The 19,587-nt window shown below is 73.8% G+C and carries 19 protein-coding genes; 12 read left to right on the top strand and 7 right to left on the bottom strand.

Translation table 11 applies throughout. The features are described from left to right. Positions 1-38: 38 nt before the first annotated feature. From ABD296_RS19775 to ABD296_RS19765, 3 genes are all read right to left on the bottom strand, one after another. Positions 39-872, bottom strand: a complete 834-nt coding sequence (locus tag ABD296_RS19775; protein ID WP_344268844.1) for an SAM-dependent methyltransferase — start codon at positions 870-872, stop codon at positions 39-41. 87 nt (positions 873-959) lie between these two features. Further along, a complete protein-coding gene (locus ABD296_RS19770; RefSeq protein WP_344268841.1) occupies positions 960-1,169 on the bottom strand; it encodes a DUF397 domain-containing protein in 210 nt (69 codons plus the stop codon). After that, entirely contained in the window at positions 1,166-2,023 is an 858-nt protein-coding gene (locus ABD296_RS19765) for a helix-turn-helix domain-containing protein (protein ID WP_344268838.1), read from the bottom strand. Before ABD296_RS19765 ends, ABD296_RS19770 begins: the two co-directional genes overlap by 4 nt. 219 nt (positions 2,024-2,242) lie before the next feature. Here ABD296_RS19765 and ABD296_RS19760 point away from each other — a divergent pair, with 219 nt between their 5' ends. Further along, positions 2,243-2,740: a hypothetical protein gene (locus ABD296_RS19760; protein WP_344268835.1), complete on the top strand. Its 498-nt coding sequence runs from the start codon at positions 2,243-2,245 to the stop codon at positions 2,738-2,740. A 33-nt stretch (positions 2,741-2,773) separates the two neighbouring features. On the opposite strand, the gene ABD296_RS19755 is transcribed toward ABD296_RS19760, so the two are convergent. Both ABD296_RS19755 and ABD296_RS19750 read right to left on the bottom strand, forming a co-directional pair. Beyond that, positions 2,774-3,421, bottom strand: coding sequence for a nitroreductase family protein (locus ABD296_RS19755; RefSeq protein WP_344268832.1), 648 nt, complete (start codon positions 3,419-3,421; stop codon positions 2,774-2,776). 59 nt (positions 3,422-3,480) lie between these two features. Further along, positions 3,481-4,182 (bottom strand): FadR/GntR family transcriptional regulator, encoded by a 702-nt coding sequence (locus ABD296_RS19750; RefSeq protein ID WP_344268829.1) that lies wholly within the window; start codon positions 4,180-4,182, stop codon positions 3,481-3,483. A 171-nt stretch (positions 4,183-4,353) separates the two neighbouring features. Between ABD296_RS19750 and ABD296_RS19745 the strand changes: the two genes are divergently transcribed. Then, positions 4,354-5,748 carry a GntP family permease gene (locus tag ABD296_RS19745; RefSeq protein ID WP_344268826.1) on the top strand — a complete coding sequence of 465 codons (1,395 nt, stop codon included), beginning with the start codon at positions 4,354-4,356 and terminating at the stop codon, positions 5,746-5,748. Between the two features lie 121 nt (positions 5,749-5,869). Here ABD296_RS19745 and ABD296_RS19740 read toward each other — a convergent pair whose 3' ends face one another. Continuing rightward, a complete protein-coding gene (locus ABD296_RS19740) occupies positions 5,870-6,655 on the bottom strand; it encodes an SDR family NAD(P)-dependent oxidoreductase (RefSeq protein ID WP_344268823.1) in 786 nt (261 codons plus the stop codon). 237 nt (positions 6,656-6,892) lie between these two features. Between ABD296_RS19740 and ABD296_RS19735 the strand changes: the two genes are divergently transcribed. Genes ABD296_RS19735 through ABD296_RS19720 form a run of 4 tightly spaced genes read left to right on the top strand, consistent with a single transcriptional unit; the run spans position 6,893 to position 10,217 of the window. After that, positions 6,893-7,057 (top strand): hypothetical protein, encoded by a 165-nt coding sequence (locus ABD296_RS19735; RefSeq protein WP_344268820.1) that lies wholly within the window; start codon positions 6,893-6,895, stop codon positions 7,055-7,057. Then, complete coding sequence (locus tag ABD296_RS19730; protein ID WP_344268818.1) at positions 7,057-7,962, top strand: ATP-binding cassette domain-containing protein; 906 nt, start codon at positions 7,057-7,059, stop codon at positions 7,960-7,962. The genes ABD296_RS19735 and ABD296_RS19730 overlap by 1 nt, the downstream gene beginning before the upstream one ends. After that, positions 7,959-8,735, top strand: a complete 777-nt coding sequence (locus ABD296_RS19725) for an ABC transporter permease (protein WP_344268816.1) — start codon at positions 7,959-7,961, stop codon at positions 8,733-8,735. Before ABD296_RS19730 ends, ABD296_RS19725 begins: the two co-directional genes overlap by 4 nt. 15 nt (positions 8,736-8,750) lie before the next feature. Next, positions 8,751-10,217, top strand: a complete 1,467-nt coding sequence (locus tag ABD296_RS19720; RefSeq protein WP_344268814.1) for a cytochrome P450 — start codon at positions 8,751-8,753, stop codon at positions 10,215-10,217. A 9-nt stretch (positions 10,218-10,226) separates the two neighbouring features. Here the strand turns inward: ABD296_RS19720 and ABD296_RS19715 are convergent, their stop codons facing one another. Further along, positions 10,227-10,907 carry a class I SAM-dependent methyltransferase gene (locus ABD296_RS19715; RefSeq protein ID WP_344268812.1) on the bottom strand — a complete coding sequence of 227 codons (681 nt, stop codon included), beginning with the start codon at positions 10,905-10,907 and terminating at the stop codon, positions 10,227-10,229. 288 nt (positions 10,908-11,195) lie between these two features. Here ABD296_RS19715 and ABD296_RS19710 point away from each other — a divergent pair, with 288 nt between their 5' ends. From ABD296_RS19710 to ABD296_RS19685, 6 genes are all read left to right on the top strand, one after another. Then, positions 11,196-13,538 (top strand): DUF4407 domain-containing protein, encoded by a 2,343-nt coding sequence (locus ABD296_RS19710; protein WP_344268809.1) that lies wholly within the window; start codon positions 11,196-11,198, stop codon positions 13,536-13,538. Next, the gene (locus ABD296_RS19705) at positions 13,535-14,128 is read left to right on the top strand and encodes a 4Fe-4S single cluster domain-containing protein (RefSeq protein WP_344268806.1); all 594 of its coding nucleotides are present in this window, start codon (positions 13,535-13,537) and stop codon (positions 14,126-14,128) included. The genes ABD296_RS19710 and ABD296_RS19705 overlap by 4 nt, the downstream gene beginning before the upstream one ends. Beyond that, a complete protein-coding gene (locus tag ABD296_RS19700; protein ID WP_344268803.1) occupies positions 14,125-15,522 on the top strand; it encodes a hypothetical protein in 1,398 nt (465 codons plus the stop codon). Before ABD296_RS19705 ends, ABD296_RS19700 begins: the two co-directional genes overlap by 4 nt. Further along, entirely contained in the window at positions 15,512-18,010 is a 2,499-nt protein-coding gene (locus ABD296_RS19695) for an AAA family ATPase (RefSeq protein ID WP_344268800.1), read from the top strand. The genes ABD296_RS19700 and ABD296_RS19695 overlap by 11 nt, the downstream gene beginning before the upstream one ends. After that, positions 17,997-18,167, top strand: coding sequence for a hypothetical protein (locus tag ABD296_RS19690; protein WP_344268797.1), 171 nt, complete (start codon positions 17,997-17,999; stop codon positions 18,165-18,167). The genes ABD296_RS19695 and ABD296_RS19690 overlap by 14 nt, the downstream gene beginning before the upstream one ends. Positions 18,168-18,341: 174 nt before the next feature. Continuing rightward, positions 18,342-19,587: hypothetical protein (locus tag ABD296_RS19685; protein ID WP_344268793.1), on the top strand; the 1,246-nt coding region annotated here is incomplete at its 3' end.

Raw genomic sequence — 19,587 nt, 5'->3', positions numbered from 1 at the left:
TCGGCCGTCCCTCGTACTTCAGGAGCCCCGTGCGGGGGTCAGGGCTTGCGGGCCACGCCGGCCGGGATCCAGGTGTGCGACGGGTCGACCTCGGCCGGGTTCTTGCTGCCCCAGACGTCGACGTAGGACAGGCCGGGCGGGGCGCCCTCGTGCGGCGGGAGGTACTCCCAGCCGTCGAAGAAGCGGTCGATCTCCTCGAACGTCCGGAAGTTCAGCCGCGCGGTGACGTTGCGGTAGACCTCGTTGAACCGCTCGATCTTGTCGGGGCGCTGGCCGTCGGCGGTGACGTGCGACAGGGCGAGGTAGCTGCCGGACGGGACCGCGTCGAGGTACTGGCGCAGCAGCTTCCACGGGTCCTTGCCGGGGTCGACGAAGTGCCAGATGGCGACGTGCATGTAGCCGACGGGCCGGTCGAAGTCGATCAGCCGCCGCACCCCCGGGTCGCCGATGACGGACATGGGGTCGGCGATGTCGGCGTCGACGTAGGCGACGTCGGTCTCGCCGCCGCGGCGGAGCATGTCCCGCGACATGTCGAGGACGACGGGGTCGTTGTCGACGTACACGACCTTCGCGTGCGGGTGGACGACGTGGACGACCTCGTGGGTGTTCCACGCGGTCGGGATGCCGGAGCCGAGGTCGATGAACTGGTCGACGCCGGCCCGCGCGATGGAGGCCGCCGCCCGCTGCAGGAATATCCGGTTGGCCTGCGCCATGTAGTGCAGTTCCGGGACCTTCTCCTGGAGTTTGCGGGCGGCCTCCTCGTCCGCCGGGGTGTGGTGCCGGCCGTTGAGGAAGTAGTCGTAGATCCGTCCCGCGGAAGCGACGCCGGGGCCGCTCTTCAGTGCGCCCTTGGGATGGGAGTGGGTGTCCATTGTGTTCCTTGGGCCGAGGTCGGGGAGGAATGGGGGGAGGCACCCGGCGACCGGGTCGCCGGGTGCCCTTCGTCCCTCTTCAGGCGCTCACAGGTCGAAACGGCCCGCCTTCACCTGGTCGGCGAATTCACGCCAGTTCGCGCTGCCGAACACCAGGGTGCCGCCGTCGCGGTCCTTGGTGTCGCGGACTCCGACGACCCGGTCGCCGCCGCCGACCTCCACGCAGGCGTCCTGCGCGGCATTCGACCGCGACGACTTCCGCCAGGTCCGGGGGTTTATCAGATCATGATTCCTCATTGCGGGGCTATCCTTTCCATCTCTTTCTCGAGGAACTCCGTCGTCTGTTTCGGGGTGAGCGCCTTCGCCTGGAGCCAGGCCCAGACCTGCTCGTAGCGGGCGACGGCCGTGCCGGTCTCGACCCGGCTGCGGCCGGTCACCGAGCCCTCGACGAACACCCCGGCGCCGATCACGGGCGAGTCGAAGTCGAAGGCCATGAAGGAGCCGAGCGCCGGGTGCGGGCCGGCGCTGAACGGCATCACCTGGATGGTGACGGCGGGCGGCGGCACCAGCAGCCGGGCGATCTGGGCGCGGCGCAGCGCGGGCCCGCCGGGCATCCGCGCGAGCGCGCTCTCGTCGATCATGAAGACGGCCTCGCGGACCGCGCCGCCGAACACCTCGGCCTGCCGTCCCATCCGCAGCTCGACGCCGGAGTCCACCCGGGGCGGGGACACGCTCGGGTCGACGGCCTGGATGACCTGCCGCGCGTACTCGGGGGTCTGCAGGAGGCCGGGAATTGCGGTCAGGTCCCAAGCGCGAATCCGGACGGCCGCCATCTCCATGCCGAGCAGTTCGGCGGTGGCGTCGGGCCAGTCCCCGCTGCCGTTCCACCAGCCCGGCCGGCTGGCCCGTTCACGCAATTCTTCCAGTTCGTCCCGTTTGTCGGGCGGAACTCCGTAATGCGTGCAGAGCCCGCGCAGAACGATGACGCTGGGCGTGACCTCGGCGTTCTCCCACCGCCTGACGGTCTGCGGATGGACGCCGAGATCCTTCGCGATGCTCGTCACCGACTCTCCGGACGCCTTGCGGGCATTGGCGAGCGCATTGCCGAGCAGCCAACCCGACAGCACTGGCCCGTCGTCACCCGGAGTCATGCTCCGTGTCTACACCGCCGTCATCACACCATGCAACCCGCATAATGCAGCTTTTGCCCGGCGATCTTCACCTCGCGCAAATGATCATTCTGTGCCCGGCGTCATGTCAATTGACATGAAGCGCTTGACACACTGCGGGGCGCGTAGGACTGTTTTTCGCAGGGAGTCAGTGTCGCGCGACCTGGCTGTCAGACACCGCCACCGGTCACGGGAGCCCGCATGACGATCACCGCATTCGCCAAGCCCCCGCATCCGGACCCGGCCGGTCGCGCGACGGGCCCCGGCGACGTCGCGGACGGTCCGGACGGCGATCCCGGCGCCGACGAGGCGGAGGAGTACGCGCGCCGGCTCATGACCCGGCTCGACGCCCTCGGCCTGCACGCCTCGGGCCCGTGGGAGAGCGGCTCGTGGGAGATCGGCCCGAAGGAGGACGCCCCGCCGGAGGCCCCGCCGTCGCTGATGGCGGTCTCGGCGCAGTGCGTACAGGTCGAGCCCTACGTCGGGCGCACCGTGTGGCTGCTGCCGCCGCCCGGCGAGCGGACCGGCGGCCGCGGCAAGGGCCTGTACTGGCACTGGCAGCGGCCCCGCCGCAACCGCCGGGGCCACCCGATCGCCCGCTGGTTCCAGCCGTTCTGCCCGGCGGCCGACCCGGAGAAGGCCGCCACCGCGATCTCCGAGGCGATCTTCGCCGACGTCCGCAGGCGGCGCCGCCGCTAGCGCGGCGGGCCGCCTCTCCGTGCTACCGGCGCATCACCACTGGTCCACGTGGAGGATCTCCTCCAGGGGGACGCGGGGGGCCGGGCGGAAGGTCTCGCCGGTGAAGTACGCGGTCGGGACGAGCGCGCCCTGCCGCACGTCGGCCGGCAGATCGAGAACGTCCGCGACCTCCTGCTCGTAGGCCAGGTGCAGCGTCGTCCACGCGGTGCCGAGGCCGCGCGCCCGCGCCGCGAGCGCGTAGTTCCACACGGCCGGGAGCAGCGACCCCCACAGCCCGGCCTGGTTGCCCTCCGGCAGCTTCCCGCCCTGCAACCGCAGGCACGGGATCACCAGCACAGGGACGTCGCCCATGCGTTCGGCCAGGTAGGCGGCACTGTCGCCGACGCGGCGCTGCACGTCCGCGCGGTCGGGGTCGTCGGCGTAGAGGCCTGCGGAGGTGCCGCCCGACGCGGCGTACGTGGCGAACGCGCGCCGGTAGTACTCGCCGATCGCCTTCCGCTTCTCGGTGTCGGTGACGACGATCCAGTGCCAGCCCTGCCGGTTGCTCCCGCTCGGCGCCTGGACGGCGATCTCCAGGCACTCGCGCACGAGGTCCATCGGCACGGGGCGGGCCAGGTCGAGGCGCTTGCGCACCGTACGGGTGGTGGTCAGCAGTTCGTCCGGGCTCAGCGGAAGAGTCATGATCCCAGTATCGACGGCCTCGCCCCGGCACGGCGCGACCACCCCGCCGGGCACACGGATCAGCCGGGGTCGAGCATGGCGTGGGTGGCCTCGTCGACGATGTCGCGCATGGCGCGCTCGGCGGCCCCGGCGTCGCCCGCCTGGACGGACTGGGCGACCTCGGCGTGCCAGCGGATCGCGGCCGGTTCCGGGTGCGCCGGCATGAGGTGGTGGTGGGTGCGGCCCGCGAGCACGGCGGCGACCACCCCGCTGAGCGCGCCCATCATCTCGTTGCCGGACGCCTCCAGCAGCGTCCGGTGGAACAGGATGTCCGCGTCGAGGTAGGCCTCGAGGTCGCCGGACTTGCCGTGCACCGCCATCTGCATGACGGCGCCGGTCAGCATGCCGCACTGCGCCGGGGTCGCGCGGAGCGCCGCGAGGTGGGCCGCCACCGGCTCCAGGCCGCGCCGCAGCTCGCCGAGCTCGCGGAGCTGCTCGTCGCGGCCGGGGCCGTCGAGCCGCCAGCCGACGATCTGCGGGTCGAACAGGTTCCAGCAGCTGCGCGGCGCCACCGTGATGCCGACGCGGCGGCGGCTGGTGACCATGCCCATCGACTCCAGCACCCGGATCGCCTCGCGGACCACGGAGCGGGAGACCCCGAACCGGGCCTCCAGCTGCTCGATCCGCAGCACCTCGCCCGCCGGGCACTCCCCCGAGGTGATCTGCACGCCGAGCCGGTCGACGACGCTGCCGTGCAGCCCGGCCCGGTTGTCTCGCACCATGCGCCAATCATCACATGATTGCCTCGATGCAGGCACACCGAGATGTCAAAGGTATGTTTTTTCCGCATGACCTCTTGATTACGGCTGGTCAATAAGGTGCACTCGGCGGGTGGCGCACGTTCCCCCCACCCCCGGGGTCCCCCAGCCCGCCACCGAGGAGGATGACCGCACATGCACTCGATCGTGCTGGCCGCGGCGCCGCACGCGTCCAGCGGGCGGCTGGTGCCCGCCGCGCTGGCCGGCATCGCGCTGATCGTCGTACTGATCACCTGGTTGAAGGTGCACCCCTTCCTGAGCCTCACCCTCGGCTCGCTGCTGGTCGGGGCCATCGCCGGGCTCCCGATGGCCGACACCGTGAAGAGCTTCGGCAAGGGCTTCGGCGACACCGCGTCCGGCGTGGGCGCGCTGATCGCGCTCGGCGCGATGTTCGGCAAGCTGCTGGCCGACTCCGGCGGCGCCGACCAGATCGTCGACACCATCGTCGGACGGTCCGGCCGGCGCACGCTGCCCTGGGCGATGGCGCTGGTCGGCGCCCTGATCGGGCTGCCGATGTTCTTCGAGATCGGGCTCGTGCTGCTGATGCCGGTGATCTACCTGGTGGCGCGCCGCTCCGGGCAGTCGATCATCGCGGTCGGCATCCCGGCGCTGGCCGGGCTGTCGGCGATGCACGGGCTCGTCCCTCCGCACCCCGGGCCGCTCGTCGCGATCGACGCGCTGCACGCCGACCTCGGCGTCACCCTCGGCCTCGGCGTGCTCGTCGCCGTCCCGAGCGTCGCGATCGCCGGCCCGCTGCTGGCCCGGTTCGCCGCGCGCTGGGTGGACGTCCGGCCCCCCGAGCTGTTCACCACCGCCGAGGACGCGGAGGGAGAAGAGGGCGAAGAGGGCAAGGAGGCCAAGCGCCGGCCGTCGTTCGCGCTCACGCTGGCGACCGTGCTGCTGCCGGTCGTGCTGATGCTGCTCAAGGCGTTCGCCGACATCGTGCTGGACGAGGGCACCGAGGCCTACACCGTCCTCGACAACCTCGGCACGCCGCTGATCGCGCTGCTCATCGCGGTGGTCGTCGCGATGTTCACGCTCGGCGGCGCCGCCGGCATGAACCGATCGACGATCACCACGACGCTGGAGCGGTCGCTGCCGCCGATCGCGGGCGTGCTGCTGATCGTCGCGGCCGGCGGCGGCTTCAAGCAGACGCTCGTCGACACCGGCATCGGCAAGACCATCGCCGACTGGGTGGACGGCAGCGGCGTGTCCGTGCTGCTCCTCGGCTGGCTGGTCGCGGTGCTGATCCGGCTCGCGACCGGGTCGGCGACCGTCGCGACCGTCACCGCGTCCGGCATCCTCGCCCCGCTCGTCACCGGGCTGAGCACCGGCGACACCTCGCTGCTGGTGCTCGCGGTCGGCAGCGGCTCGCTGTTCTTCTCGCACGTCAACGACGCCGGGTTCTGGCTGGTCAAGGAGTACTTCGGGCTGAGCGTCGGGCAGACGATCAAGTCGTGGTCGCTGATGGAGACGGTGATCTCGGTGTGCGGGCTGGCGTTCGTCCTCGCCCTGAACATCGTGATCTAGGCGGCGGTGCGCGCGATCGCCAGGCCGAGACGACCACGGCAAGCAGGACGACGACGACTGACGATCCCCGCACCGGGCGAAGGCGCCGCATCCCGCGCGGCGCCTTCGCCCGGTGCGTGTTTCACAGCATGACCTTGCCGCCGGCGATGTCGATGGTCAGGCCGGTGAGCCAGGACGACTGGCCGGACGCGAGGAACAGCGCGGCCCCCGCGACGTCGCGCGTCTCGCCGATGCGGCCGAGCGGGTGGGCGGCGGCGACGCGGTCCTGCACGTCCTGCGGCATGTACCGGCCGGTCCGCTCGGTGCGGATCGTGGCGGGCGCGACGCAGTTCACCCGCACGCCGTGCTCGCCGACCTCGGCGGCGACGTGCCTGGTCAGCGCCTGGATTCCCGCCTTCGCCGCCTCGTAGGCGACCGGCGCGCCCCACGGGTTGCCCATGTCCCGCCCGCCGCCGTTCGGCAGGTTGGACGGCATCCGCCCGGCCGAGGACGACATCGTCACGATCGAGCCGTCCCCCCGCTCCTGCATGCCGGGCAGGAAGCTCTTCAGCGTCAGGAAGGTCGCGGTCAGGTTCCCGTCCACGACCGAGTGCCACTCCTCCTCCGTCATCGCGGCCGTCGGTCCGGGCCGGGCGATGCCGCCGCCGGCGAAGGCGCAGAGCACGGCCGCGGGCCCGAGTTCCGCCTCGACGCGGCGGCGCGCCTCCTCGAGCGCGGCGAAGTCCGTCACGTCCGCGACCGCGCCGATGCCGCCGGTCTCCTTGGCGACCCGGTCGAGGGCGTCCCGGTCGCGTCCGAGCACCGCGACCCTGGCGCCCTCGGCGGCGAACGCGCGGGCGGTGTCCGCGCCGATGCCGCGCGATCCGCCGGTGACGACGACGACCTTGCCGTTGAGCTCGGGGTACATCGGTGCCTCCGTGACTGAGTGAGTGCTCAATCCCAGCTTGAGTGAGCGCTCACTCATTGTCAAGCCGGTGCGCGCGCCGATGGCGTCGTCCTCGATCCGCAGAAACCTGGTCACCCCTTCATTGGACGCCCGGCCTTGCCGCGCCGCAACCGGATGCATACATGGCGATCACCCTGTGGACACTTTGGCGCTGTAATGACACTATGTCTCGCAAAACTGATTCAGAGGAGACGCGTCATGCCCGATCTGCCCTCGCATCCCGACACCGAACGAGGCGGCGGCCCCGCGATCGCCGGCGGGTCGCGCCGCCGCAGGTTGCTCGCCATCGCCGCCGTCGCGGCCGTCGTCGTCCTGGTCGTGGTGCTGCACCTGACCGGCGTCATCGAGATGGGCGGGCACTGATGATCGAGGCCGACGGGCTCGTCAAGCGCTACGGGGCCGTCACGGCGGTGGACGGCCTGTCGTTCACCGCCCCGCCCGGCTCCGTCACCGGATTCCTCGGCCCGAACGGCGCAGGCAAGTCCACGACCATGCGGATGATCCTCGGGCTCGACGCGCCCACCGCGGGCACCGTCACCGTCAACGGCCGCCCTTACACCGGGTACCGGCGTCCGCTGCTGGAGGTCGGGGCGCTGCTGGACGCCGGGGCCGTCGCGGGCGGACGGTCCGCGCGCGACCACCTGAGATGGCTCGCCCTGAGCAACGGCATCCCGCGCTCCCGGGTGGACGAGGTGCTCCGGCAGGTCGGCCTCGCCTCGGCGGCCCGGCAGAGCGTCGGCGGGTTCTCGCTCGGCATGGCGCAGCGGCTCGGCATCGCCGCCGCGCTGCTGAGCGACCCGCCGGTGCTCATGTTCGACGAACCCGTCAACGGCCTCGACCCTGACGGCGTCGCCTGGATCCGGACGCTGCTGCGGTCACTGGCCGGGCAGGGCCGCACGGTGTTCCTGTCCAGCCACCTGATGAGCGAGATGGCGCTGACCGCCGACCGGCTCGTCATCATCGGCCGCGGCCGGCTCATCGCCGAGACCGGCATCGGCGACCTGCTCGCCGAGGACCACGTCCGGGTCCGCTGCGCCGAGCCGGACGAGCTGTCCGGCCTGCTCGCCGCGCGCGGCGCGACCGTGGCCCGCGGCACCGACGGCGCGCTCCGCGTCACCGGCGCCACCGCCGGCGAGATCGGCGACCTCGCCCGCACCCGCGGCCTCGGCCTGCTGGAACTGTCGCCGCAGCGGACGTCGCTGGAGGAGCGCTACATGGAGCTGACCCGCGACGCCGCCGAGTACCGGTCGGAGGCGGCCGCGTCATGACCGCCTTGTTCAGCGGGACGGTGCGCGCCGAGTGGTGCAAGCTGCGCACGGTCCGCTCCACCCTCTGGGTGCTGCTGGCCGCGTTCGCTTCCAACATCGGCTTCGCCGTCCTGACCGCGACGGTGCTGGCGCCCCGGCTGGGCTCCGGCGAGCGGGCGCGCGTCGACACCGTCCAGGTGGCGCTGGCGGGGCTGCACCTGTCGCAGATCGCGTTCGGCGTGCTCGGCGCCCTCGTCATCACCGGCGAGTACGGCAGCGGCATGATCCGCACGACGCTCGCCGCCGTCCCGCGCCGCCGCGCCGTCCTCGCCGCGAAGGCGCTGGTGCTCGCCGGGTTCACCCTCTTCACCTCCACCGCGTCCACGTTCGCGGCCTACCTGGCCTTCCGGACGGCGCTGCCCGCGCACACACTGGCCGGGACGTCGCTGGCAGACCCGGGCGTCGCGCGCGCCGTTGCGGGCGGCGGCCTCTACCTGACCGCGCTCGGCCTCCTCGGCTTCGGACTCGGCGCCGTCCTGCGCTCCTCGGCGGGCGCCATCGCCGCGCTGTTCGGCCTGCTGTTCGTCCCTCCCCTGCTCCTGGACCTCCTGCCGCGGACCTGGAAGGACACCGTCGGCCCCTACATCCCGATGCAGTCGGGCGACCAGATCTACATCGCCGCGCACCGCGACGCCGCCGCCCTCGGCCCCTGGACGGGATTCGGCGTGTTCTGCCTCTACGCCGCAGCCGCGATCGCGGCCGGATTCGTCGTCACCGCCCGCCGAGACGCCTGAAAATCGAGAGAGGTCATGCCGACATCACGAGCCAGCGTCCGCACCGCCCGCGCCACCCGCTATCTCACCCAATTGCGCAAGCACACCGATCGCATCCGCCACCACAACGGCGCTCTCACCGAATGGTCGGACACGGAAGGCACCATTGAGCTGCCCTGGGGACGCTGCACCCTGCGCACGAGCCGCGACGAACTGACGCTGCACGCCGAAGCCGAGAACAACGAGCGCCTCCGGCGAGTCCAGGACGCCATCACCACCCGCCTGCAGACGATCGGCCGCCGCGACGCACTGACCATCGCCTGGACGAGAAGCGCCGCGTCCATCGTCGAGGCCCTCACCGCTCCCGCCGGACGCGCCGACCCGTTCCCTCTCTACGCCGAAGCCCACGAGCTCGGACCGGTCTCCGCCATAGCCGACACCTGGTTCCTCGTTTCCGGCTACGCCGCCGTCGACCAGGTACTCCGCAATCCCGATTTCGGCCCGTCACCCCGCTCACCAGAACCCCGGAACCCGGACCTCCCCTCAATGAGCAGGTCGATCCTCTGGGCCGATCCACCCGACCACGGACGCATGCGCTCGCTGATGTCCCAGGTCTTCACACCACGCCGCGTCGCCGCCCTCCGACCCGCGATCGAGACCGCGGTGGAATCCCTGCTCGACGGCCTCGATGGCGATCCCGTCGACTTCATGGACCGGTTCGCCTTCCCGCTCCCCATCACCGTCATCGGCGAAATGCTCGGCGTCCCCCCGTCCGACCGCGACCGTTTCCGCCCACTCGCCACCGACCTCACCGAAGCGTTGGAACTGCCCGCCCTGACATCCCGTTCCACCGCCGCCGAATCGGCCGCCCGCGAACTCGGCGAATACTTCACCGCGCTCATCCGCGACCGCCGCGCGCACCCTCGCGACGACCTCGTCAGCGCCCTGGTCACCACCGACGGCCGCCTCACCGATGACCAACTGCTCGCCAACCTCATCCTGCTGCTCGTCGCCGGTTTCGAGACCACCACGAACCTCCTCGGCAACGGCCTAGCCCTCCTCTTCGACCACCCCGAGGTCGCGTCCGCCATCCGCTCCGGCGAACTCCCCGCCGAACAATTCGTCGAAGAAGTGCTCCGCTACGACTCCCCCGTCCAAATCACCACCCGCACGGCCCGCACCGAAACCCTCACCATCGCCGGCACCCCGATTCCGAAAGGCAGCCAGGTCGTCCTCCTCATAGGCGCCGCCAACCGCGACCCGTCCCGCTACCCCGACCCGGACCGCTTCGACCCGTCCCGCCGCGACACCAAACCCCTGAGCTTCGGCGCCGGTCCGCACATCTGCCTCGGCAACGCCCTGGCCCGCCTGGAAGCCGCCATCGCCTTCCCCCGCCTCCTGACCCGCTACCCCGCCATTTCCCCGTCCACCCCACCCACCCGCCGCGACCGCCTAACCCTAAGAGGCCACACCACCCTCCCCATCCACCTGAATGGCGTTTGAGCGGGACGGTTATGGGCGGGTGGCGGTGCCGAGGATGTGGGGGGCTTGGGGCATGGGTGGATTCGAGTCGGGCCAGTTGAGGTGGGTGACCCGCTCGTAGGTGAAGCCGGCGCGTTCGATCGCGGCCTCGGTGTCGTTGGCCAGGTGGCAGCCGCCGCTCAGCAGCGGCCACACGGTGGCGTCCAGGGTGCGTTGGACGCGGCGCAGGGCCGGGGAGGCCGCGCGGACGTGCTCGAAGAAGTGCAGCCGCCCGCCCGGGCGCAGCGCCCGGTGCATCTCCGCCAAGGCGGCGGCGCGGTCGCTCACCGAGCACAGCATCAGGCAGGCGACCACCGCGTCGAAGTCGCCGTCCGGGACGGCCAGGTGCTCGGCGACGCCGTCGGTGACCTCGACCGGCACCGGCGCCGCGGCTGCGGCGGCCGTGGCCAGGCCGCGCAGGTGCGGTTCGGGTTCGACGGCGACGACCTGGGTGACCTCCGGCGGGTAGTGCGCGAAGTTCGCGCCCGCACCGGCGCCGACCTCCAGCACCCGTCCCGCGGCCCCGGCTAGGAGGGCGCGGCGGTGCTCGGTGCCGCCGCCCCGGTCCATGGCGGGGCCGGCGCGGGCGTAGAAACGCGCGAAGAGCGGGTGCCCCCGCCGCCGCGCACGGTCGCGGGGGCTGGATGCGGCGGGTCGCCACGGACGGGTCATCGACGCTCCTCCCTATCGCGGACGCTATCCCCGATCGTGGGCGGATCACCACGCCCAGGGGGAGCGCAACCCCTGGCGGGGTTCCGGAAGCGGTCAGGCGCGGCCGAATTCGGCCACTTCTGCCGTGTGTGTCGGGAGACTCACAAGGTTCGTGTGTTAACTGCCAGTATCTAACGAACCCTCTCGGTAAGGGATGCGTCACAACTGAAAGCCGGTGGCATCGCGGTCCGCGTCGCCACCGGTGGATGTCCGGCGGACCGGTGGCCGAACGCCACGGCGGAGGTGCGAATGGCGTTGGAGGACGAGCCGGGCGGGCACCCGCGCCCCCCGTCCTGGGGCATGCGCGACCCCGGCGCACCGGACGGAGGCGGCCCGCCGGGAGGGGTCCCGCTGCCGGGGGTGCCCAATGAAGGGGTGCCGATACCGGAACGAGCGGGCGCGAGGGTGGTGCCGCCGCACGTCCGCGCGGACGTGCGGGCGCCGGACGGTCCCGTCGAGAACGCCGACGAGCGCGCCGAGCCGCTGCGCGCGGGCGTCCTGCGCCGCCGCGCGCCCGGCCGGCTACGCGCCGCGCTCCGGCGCCCCTCCCCTCCCACCGCGGACCGGCTCCCCCCCGTCCCCCCGACCGAGCGTCCAGTGAGGGCCGAGCACATGACCGAAGCGAGCGCACCGACCCCGGAGCCCGGCCGGCGGCGCGGCGGGGAACGGTTCTCCCCGCTGCTGTGGGCGTCCGGCGCCAACCGGGACATCCTGCGGCAGACCCCGACCGACAAGGCGCGCTTCCAGGGGCTCGGCAGCGTGGTGATCTTCACCGCGGCGCTGGCCGGGGTGTCGATGGCGGCGGCGCTGCACATCGCGCTGAAGGCGCCGTGGCCGGTGATCGTGCTGCTGACGGCGGGCTGGTTCCTCGGCATCCTGTCGCTGGACCGCTGGCTGGTCGCCTCGATGACGCGGACGGTCAGCAAGTGGGGCGTGATCTTCCTGGCGCTGCCCCGGCTGCTGCTCGCGCTGCTGTTCGGGTTCGTGCTGTCCATGCCGATCGTGCTGCAGATCTTCGCGCCGGAGATCTCGCAGGAGGTCAACGTCCTGCACGCCGAGGCGGAGTCGAAGTACCAGGCGCAGACCGCGGACGACCAGGTCGGCAAGCGCATCGACTGGCTGGAGAAGCGCAGGCAGCAGCTCGAGGCGCAGGTCACCGCGGGCGGCCTGCCCGCGACGCCGGACGCCGACCCCACCCTCAAGCAGCTCCAGGACAAGCGCGACGAGCTGCAGAAGCAGCTGGAGCAGCGGCGCGAGAAGCTGACCTGCGAGCAGCTCGGCCAGTGCGGGACGGGCCGCGCCGGCCTCGGCCCGGAGGCCCGCAAGCGCATCCAGGACTACAACGACACCAAGCGCGACTTCGACACCGCCGACACCCAGCTCAAGAACTACATGGCGCAGCTCAAGACCAAGGGCGTCCAGGACGCGCAGAACGAGCTGAACGGGCAGGGCGGCGCCGAGGGCGTGACCGCGGAGCTGAGCCGGCTGAAGAAGCAGCAGTCCGCGCTCCAGGCGCAGCACGCGGCCGACACGCGCGACTCCGACGGGATGGCGCTGCGGCTTGAGGCCCTCGACCGGCTCTCGCAGAAGAACGGGACGATCGGCACCGCGCACCTGTTCGTCACGCTGATGTTCATCGCGATCGAGCTGCTGCCGGTGCTGGTGAAGATGATGCAGATCCTCGGCCCGTCGACCGTGTACGACGATCTCGTCGCGGCGCACGAGCGGGAGAACCGGGAGACCGGCGCGCATCTCGCCCGGCGCGACGCGGACGTGGCGCGGGTCCGCGCCGCCGACGACGTCAAGTACGCCGGGCTGGTCTACGACGCGCGGCGAGCGGTGCTGGAGGACCTCGCGCAGCGGACGGCCATGGCCGAAGGCGAGGTGGGCGAGGCGGCGCTGGAGGAGTGGAAGCGGCGGGAGATGGCGCGGATCCCCGCGGACCTCGACCGGTACGTCCGGACGGAGCCGGGCTACGACCGCCGCATGCCGTCCGCGAACCCGGGCGGCCTCGCGTTCGATCCGCCGATGCCGTCCGGCGGAAACGGCGGCTTCCCCAGCAGCGGCTCGAACCCTGCGGGCTCGAACCCTGCCGGCTCGAACGTGCGCGTGGTGAACGGCATGCCCGGCCGCACCGCCGACACCCAGTACGGCGGCGACCCGGCGCCGTTCAACGCCGCCCCGAACGCCGGTTCGTACGGCCCCGGCGCAAGCGGAGGCGCGGCGCCCTTCGGCAGCGGCAACGCCGGCGATCCGTACGGTCCCGGTGCAGGCGGCAGCGCGGCGCCCTTCGGTAGCGGCGGATCATACGGTTCCGGAGCGGGCGGCAACGGCGGTCCGCTCGGCGGCGGGTCCTACGGAGCCGGGTCCGGCAGCAACGCGGCGCCCTACGGCGGCAACGTGGACGGAGGCGGTTCGTTCGGGGGCGCGGCTCCTTACGGTGCCGGCCCGAATGCGGGCGGACGGCCCGGGAACACGCCGCGGTTCGAGCCGTCCGGCTACGAGGGGCATCTGCGCGGCGCCACGCGCCGGTCGCGGCGGGACCAGCTCTTCGGGCCGCTGACGAACTGGTGGCAGGACCGGCGCCGGTGATCAATGTCGCGGAGACGTGCGTGGGCACGCGGGCGCTCGGGCCGGGGCTGCGGTCGGTGGTGTGGGTGCAGGGCTGCCCGTTCCGCTGCCGGGGCTGCATCGCGCCGGACTGGATCCCGTTCCGGGAGGCCCGCGCGGTGGCGCCGGACGAGCTGGCCGGCGAGCTGCTCGCCGACCCGGACGTCACCGGCCTCACGCTGTCCGGCGGGGAGCCGATGGCGCAGGCGAGCGGCCTCGCGGCGATGGTGCGGGCGGCGCGGGCCGGGCGCGAGCTGTCGGTCATCTGCTTCACCGGGTTCCGCCGCGAGGAGCTGGCGGGACGGCCGGACGCGCAGGCGCTGCTCGCCGAGGTGGACGTGCTGATCGACGGCCGGTACGTGCGGTCCCGCAACGACGACCGGGGGCTGCGCGGCAGCGGCAACCAGCGCGTCCACCACCTGACCGGCCGGCTGGCGACTGCGGCCGGCGAGCTGGCGGACGGCCCGCGCCGCGCGGAGGTGCGGGTCCGCGGCGGGGAGGCGCTGCTGGTCGGCGTGCCGCCCCGCGCCCTGGCCGAGGCCTTCACCACGAGCGACGAGGAGCCCCGATGAGCGGCGCGAAGGTGATCTCCGTGGACGCGGCGGCGTGGCGGGACGCGCAGGCGTCCGCCCGCGACCTGGCGAAGGTGCGGCGGGACATGCCGCGCCTGCTGCGGCAGGTGGAGCGGGCCGCGCGCGAGGACGTGGAGCGGGTGCGGCGCGAGACGGCGGCCCGGCAGGACGGCACGGACCGCGCGCTCGCCGGGCTGTCCGAGCAGGCCAGGAAGCTGGAGGACGAGACCGGCCGGCGGCTGCGCGAGCACGGCAGGCGATTGGCGGAAGGCCGCGAGCAGCTGGCGGAGCAGGGCGAGCGGCTCGCGGCGGAGATCGCCCGGGAGCGGGCGGAGCGGCGCGCCGGGCTCGCGGCGGTGGACGCGCGGGTCGGCGAGCTGCGCGGGGAGAGCGACGCGGCGGCGGCCACGGCGCGGCGGCTGTTCGAGGACGCGCGGACGATGCACGACGCGATCCGCGACACGCTGCCGCACGACCGGTTCGCGCCCGGCCGGCTCGACCGGCTGGCGTCCCGGCTGACCGTCGCGCGGGGGAACCTGGAGGCGCACGCGGCCGGGTACTCGCTCAGCCAGGTGCAGGACCTCTACCTCGACCTGAGCGAGCTGCGCGCGGACGTGGAGCGGCTCGCGCTGGAGTGGGAGGCGGTCCGGGCGGAGGCGCTCGCGGCACTGCGGACGGTCGCGGCGACAGTCGAGGACAACGCCGAGCGTCCCGTCGCGGAGGCGGACCCGGGCACCGTCCTGGACGTCGACCACTGGACGGACGGCGGGCTCGGCGAGCTGCGCGACGAGGTGGCCCGGCGGGTGGAGCTGGTCGCCGATCCCGGCTGCCCGCTGGACGCCGCCGAGCTGCGCGCGCTGATCAGCGAGTCGGCGCCGGAGTACGAGGGGCGGCTGGACGCGCTGGTCGAGCGGGCCGCCGAGCGGATCGTCGCGTCGCAGCTGCGGGTGAACGTCGCCGAGCAGGTGGTGGCGGTGCTGGAGGGGCAGGGGTTCGCCTGGTCGGGCAACACCTACGCGGCCGGGGACGAGCGGCGCGCGTTCTTCAGCCGGCTGCGGCACCGCGCGGACGGCGGTGAGGTCGTGGTGGAGGTGGCGCCGGACGGCGGCGACGGGTCCGGCTTCACGCTGCGGATCCTGTCGTACGAGGACGATCCGGACGAGGCGGCGCGGCGGGAGCGGTCGATGGCGGTGAGCCGGGCGCTGCGCGCGGAGGGCCTGCACGCGGGCGATCCGGCGGAGGAGGGCGGCGAGCCCGATCCGGAGCTGCGCGACTTCGCCGCACTGTCGCGCCCGCGTCCCGGGCACGAGCGTCCGGCCGCCGAACGCCCCGGGGACGAGCGTCCGGTGGTGAAGCAGGCCGAGGTGCGCGCCCGAGGGGCCGATGAGCACTGACGTTTTCGACGCGGTGCCCGAGCGGCTGCGGGCGCTGCGCGACGCGGCGCGCGAGGGCGAGTCGGTGCTGCCGCTGTACGGGCCGGGCGTCAAGGACGCGTTCGTGGACGGCCTCTACCGGCAGCACGATCTCGGCAGCGCGGTGTGGGAGGCGCTGCACGCCGCCGGTTACGAGCGCATCGTGTTCTTCTCGCTGGATGCGACGCTGACCGTCCGGGACGCGGCGTCGCGGCGCCTGCCCGCCGACCCCGGAGCGGACGGCGAGCCGGAGGGCGACGCGTCGGTGATGCGGCCCGGGTTCAGCGGCCCGCTCGGACGCCGCCGCCTGCGCCGCCCGCCCGCCGCACCGGCGAGGGCGGAGAGCCGGGCGATGTCCGGGGCGTTCGCGGTCCGGATGCTGCGGAGCCTGATGCGGGACGAGTCGACGCCGACGGCCGTCGTCGTCGAGCAGCTGGAGGTGCTGGAGCGCTGGCAGGAGGCGCGGGCGCCGTTCGCCGCGGCGCTGGAGCGGTGGCTGGAGTTTCGGCCGGGGAGCCGCAACATCTGCGTGCTGGTGTTCGGCGGGGCGTCGCTGGCGGAGGTCCGCGCGTTCGCCGAGGGCAGCCGCGACCTGCCGGGACTGGTGCAGGTGGTGCAGGCCGAGGAGCGGCGCCCGGCGCGCCCCGGCCTGCTGCGCCCGCCCGGCGAGGCCGAGCTGACCCGCCTCGTCCACCGGCTGCGGATCCAGAAGAACCTGCGGATGGCGGACTGGACGAAGCTCGAAGGAACGGTCCGGGCGATGGCGGCGCAGGACGTCCCGCTGGAGACATGGGAGCGGCGGCTCGGCCGGCGGATGGCGGCGGAGGGGACGCCGCTCGGGCAGGAGCAGCTGCACCGGTACGGGTGGATCGCCGGGACGGTCGCGGACGGCGACGTGATGCGCCGCCTCGGCGAGCTGGTCGGGCTGGAGCCGGTGAAGCGGCACCTGGAGGGCCTGCGGTACCGGCCGCCGGCGGGCGCGGAGCCGGTGTCGCACCACCTCGTCTTCACCGGCAATCCGGGGACGGGCAAGACGACGGTCGCGCGGATCGTCGGCGACCTGTACCGGGAGCTGGGAATCCTGCGGCACGGCCGGGTCCGGTCGGCTCGGGCGAGCGACCTGGTGTCGGGGTTCGTCGGGCAGACGGCGACGAAGACCCGCGAGGTGATCGACGGCGCGCTCGGCGGGGTGCTGTTCGTCGACGAGGCGTACGAGCTGAGCGACCAGGCGGACGGGTTCGGCCGGGAGGCGATCACCGAGCTGCTGGCCCGGATGGAGGACGACCGCGCCGAGCTGGTCGTGATCGTCGCGGGCTACCCCGACGAGATGCGGGAGTTCCTCGACAGCAACCCGGGCCTGCGCAGCCGGTTCCCGCACGAGAACGTCATCGAGTTCCCCGACTACGGGCCCGCGGAGCTGGCGGAGATCGCGGCGCGGCGGCTGCGTCCGATGGGGATGGCGTGGGGCGAGGGGTTCGAGGCGGCGCTCGGCGAGGCGATCGCGGAGCTGCACCGCACGCGGGACCGGGGGTTCGGCAACGCGCGCGCCGTCCGGGACGTGACGCAGGAGACGGCCGCCCGCTGGGCGCGGCGCGTGAAGGACGACCGCGACAAGCCGTTGGAGCCGCGCGACCTGCCCGAACGGCTGCGCCGCGACGCGCGTCCCGTGCCGAGGGACACCGCGGAGCTGCTCGGCGAGCTGGACGCGATGATCGGGCTGGCGCAGGTGAAGCGGAGCGCGGACGTGCTGGTGAAGCGGCTGCGGCTGCGGCGGCTGCGCGGCCACGGCGAGGTCGTCGCGCCGAACCTGCTGTTCACCGGCCCGCCCGGCACCGGGAAGACGACGGTGGCGCGGCACTTCGGCCGGATCTTCAAGGAGATGGGGCTGCTGGAGCGCGGGCACGTCGTGGAGACGGGGCGGTCGCGGCTGGTCGCGTCCTACGTCGGGCAGACCGCGCCGCTGACCCGCAAGGCCGTGGAGCGGGCGCTCGGCGGGGTGCTGTTCATCGACGAGGCGTACGCGCTCACCTCCGGCGGCGACAACGACTTCGGCCGGGAGGCGATCGACACGCTCGTCGAGGAGATGGACCGGCACCGCGGCCGGCTCGCGGTGATCGCGGCGGGCTATCCGGAGCCGATGCGCCGGTTCGTGGCCGCCAACGACGGGCTCGGCTCGCGGTTCACCGAGACGATCGAGTTCCCCGCCTACGAGGTCGGCGAACTGCTGGAGATCCTGCGGGCGATGGCGAAACGGCAGGCCTACGAGCTGGACCCGGCGACGCTCCCGGCGGCGCGGGCGTGGCTCGCGGACGCGGCGCGGCGGCCCGGGTTCGGCAACGGCCGGACCGTCCGCCGGCTGCTGGAGCGGATGGAGGCGCGGCTCGCCGAACGGGTGGTGGACCGCCCGGACGCCGACGCGCGGATGCTGAACCTGCTGCTGCCGGAGGATGTGCCCGATGAACTCGGCTGACGGCCGCTGCCCGCTGTGCGCGGTGCCGATCGACCCTGTCGGCGGCTGGGCCGCCGTGAACGCGGCGGCGGAGCGGGAGGACGTCCGGTGCGCGGTGTGCGGGTGGACGCTCGCCGGTCCGTGGCGTCCGGGCCGCGCCGACCGGGCCGCCGGATAGGCCGCGCTGTCGGCGGCGCGGCTGGACTTCGACCTGCGGGCGGCGGCGCGCGCCGGGAACGACTGGCTGCCCTACGCCGCCCACCTGCGGGGCAGGCCGAGCGAGGCGCAGTGGCAGGCGGCGCGGCGCGAGCTCGAGGCGGGCCGGGAGGCGGCGCGACCGCCGCTGGGTGCGGTGCTGGACGCGCTCGGCCCGCACCGCGCGCTCGTCGTCGTCGCGGTGGAGGACGCCGGGGTCCGGCTGTTCGTGACGGGCGGCGTCCCGGCGGCGGGCCCGCTCGGCTTCCGGGAGTTGGCGTCGGTGCCCTGGCCGGTGCTGCTGCCCGGCCTGGCGCAGGACGCGGCGCTGCGCCGGTTCCAGCTCGCGGGCGGCCCGTCCGGCATCGACCCGGCGTGGGCGGACGCGACGATCGGCGGGGCGGCCGGGGACCTGGTGCGGCGGTACTGCACGTCCGTCGACACCGCGGTGATGTCGGGGATGCCCGGCATGCCGTTCCCGGACGCGGTCGTCCGGGCGTTCACCTACCTGCTGCCGGACGTCCGGATCGCGGCCGGGCGGAACGCCGGCGAGGGCGACGCGGCGGCCGTGCTCGCCCGGCTCGTCGCGGAACGGCCGATCGCCCGCCCGTACGGGCTGGCGGCGCTGCGGGCGCGGGCCGCCGACGGGTCCGCCGAGGTCGTCCGGCTGCCGCTGTTCCCGGCCGGGGCGCGCGCCGGCGACGAGACCGAGGTGCGGGTGCGGCGCGTGCCGGGCGCCCCCGACCAGGAGACGGCGCTGGCCATCGTCACCTGGGACGACCCGCCCGAGCCGATCCGGATCGTCACGGCGCGGATGCCGAGGGGCGCGTCCGGCATGGTCCGGGTGGCGCTCGACGGACCGGGCCGGGTCCGCTTCCTGGAACCCGGCGACGTGAGCGACGGCGCGCCGAGCTGGCCGGAGCTGCTGCGCCGCGTCCCGGCGCGGCTGCCGACCACGGCGTTCACCACCGAACTGGTCTGCGTGCTGGAGCTGGGCGGCCGCCCCGAGACCGCCGAGCGCCGCCGCGACCTGGTCGCCGACCTGCTCGAACTACTCGGCGATGAGCTGGGCGGCGCCGCCCGCGTCGCCGTCGTCGGGCACCTGGACCACCCGATCGAGCCCAAGCACAAGGACCGGGACGTGGTGTTCGGCGGCCCGCTGCAGCCGCCCGACGACGCCGCCCGCACCCTCGCGGACCTGCCGTCCGCGCCGTCCGGCCGGTTCGGGCCGCGCGCGGCGCCGCTGGAGGACTCCCTCGACCGGGCCGCCGCGCTGCTGCACGGCGCCCCGGACGGCCGTGCGCGGGTGCTGCTGACGGTCGCGGGCCGCCCGCCGCATCCGGGCAGCGGGCACGGCGACGTGATCAGGCCCGTCGAGCCGTGCCCGCGGCGGCTGAGCTGGC

This window comes from Actinomadura napierensis (genome assembly GCF_039529375.1).
GTDB classification, from domain to species: Bacteria; Actinomycetota; Actinomycetes; order Streptosporangiales; family Streptosporangiaceae; genus Spirillospora; species Spirillospora napierensis.
The sequence above is the reverse complement of the archived record's forward strand: the minus strand, read 5'-3'. Positions and strand labels throughout refer to the sequence as shown.

Bases quoted from the DNA above. Each gene is read 5' to 3' on its own strand.
- ABD296_RS19775 (WP_344268844.1), bottom strand. From the start codon at position 872: ATGGACACCCACTCCCATCCCAAGGGCGCACTGAAGAGCGGCCCCGGC.
- ABD296_RS19770 (WP_344268841.1), bottom strand. From the start codon at position 1,169: ATGAGGAATCATGATCTGATAAACCCCCGGACCTGGCGGAAGTCGTCG.
- ABD296_RS19765 (WP_344268838.1), bottom strand. From the start codon at position 2,023: ATGACTCCGGGTGACGACGGGCCAGTGCTGTCGGGTTGGCTGCTCGGC.
- ABD296_RS19760 (WP_344268835.1), top strand. From the start codon at position 2,243: ATGACGATCACCGCATTCGCCAAGCCCCCGCATCCGGACCCGGCCGGT.
- ABD296_RS19755 (WP_344268832.1), bottom strand. From the start codon at position 3,421: ATGACTCTTCCGCTGAGCCCGGACGAACTGCTGACCACCACCCGTACG.
- ABD296_RS19750 (WP_344268829.1), bottom strand. From the start codon at position 4,182: ATGGTGCGAGACAACCGGGCCGGGCTGCACGGCAGCGTCGTCGACCGG.
- ABD296_RS19745 (WP_344268826.1), top strand. From the start codon at position 4,354: ATGCACTCGATCGTGCTGGCCGCGGCGCCGCACGCGTCCAGCGGGCGG.
- ABD296_RS19740 (WP_344268823.1), bottom strand. From the start codon at position 6,655: ATGTACCCCGAGCTCAACGGCAAGGTCGTCGTCGTCACCGGCGGATCG.
- ABD296_RS19735 (WP_344268820.1), top strand. From the start codon at position 6,893: ATGCCCGATCTGCCCTCGCATCCCGACACCGAACGAGGCGGCGGCCCC.
- ABD296_RS19730 (WP_344268818.1), top strand. From the start codon at position 7,057: ATGATCGAGGCCGACGGGCTCGTCAAGCGCTACGGGGCCGTCACGGCG.
- ABD296_RS19725 (WP_344268816.1), top strand. From the start codon at position 7,959: ATGACCGCCTTGTTCAGCGGGACGGTGCGCGCCGAGTGGTGCAAGCTG.
- ABD296_RS19720 (WP_344268814.1), top strand. From the start codon at position 8,751: ATGCCGACATCACGAGCCAGCGTCCGCACCGCCCGCGCCACCCGCTAT.
- ABD296_RS19715 (WP_344268812.1), bottom strand. From the start codon at position 10,907: ATGACCCGTCCGTGGCGACCCGCCGCATCCAGCCCCCGCGACCGTGCG.
- ABD296_RS19710 (WP_344268809.1), top strand. From the start codon at position 11,196: ATGGCGTTGGAGGACGAGCCGGGCGGGCACCCGCGCCCCCCGTCCTGG.
- ABD296_RS19700 (WP_344268803.1), top strand. From the start codon at position 14,125: ATGAGCGGCGCGAAGGTGATCTCCGTGGACGCGGCGGCGTGGCGGGAC.
- ABD296_RS19695 (WP_344268800.1), top strand. From the start codon at position 15,512: ATGAGCACTGACGTTTTCGACGCGGTGCCCGAGCGGCTGCGGGCGCTG.
- ABD296_RS19690 (WP_344268797.1), top strand. From the start codon at position 17,997: ATGAACTCGGCTGACGGCCGCTGCCCGCTGTGCGCGGTGCCGATCGAC.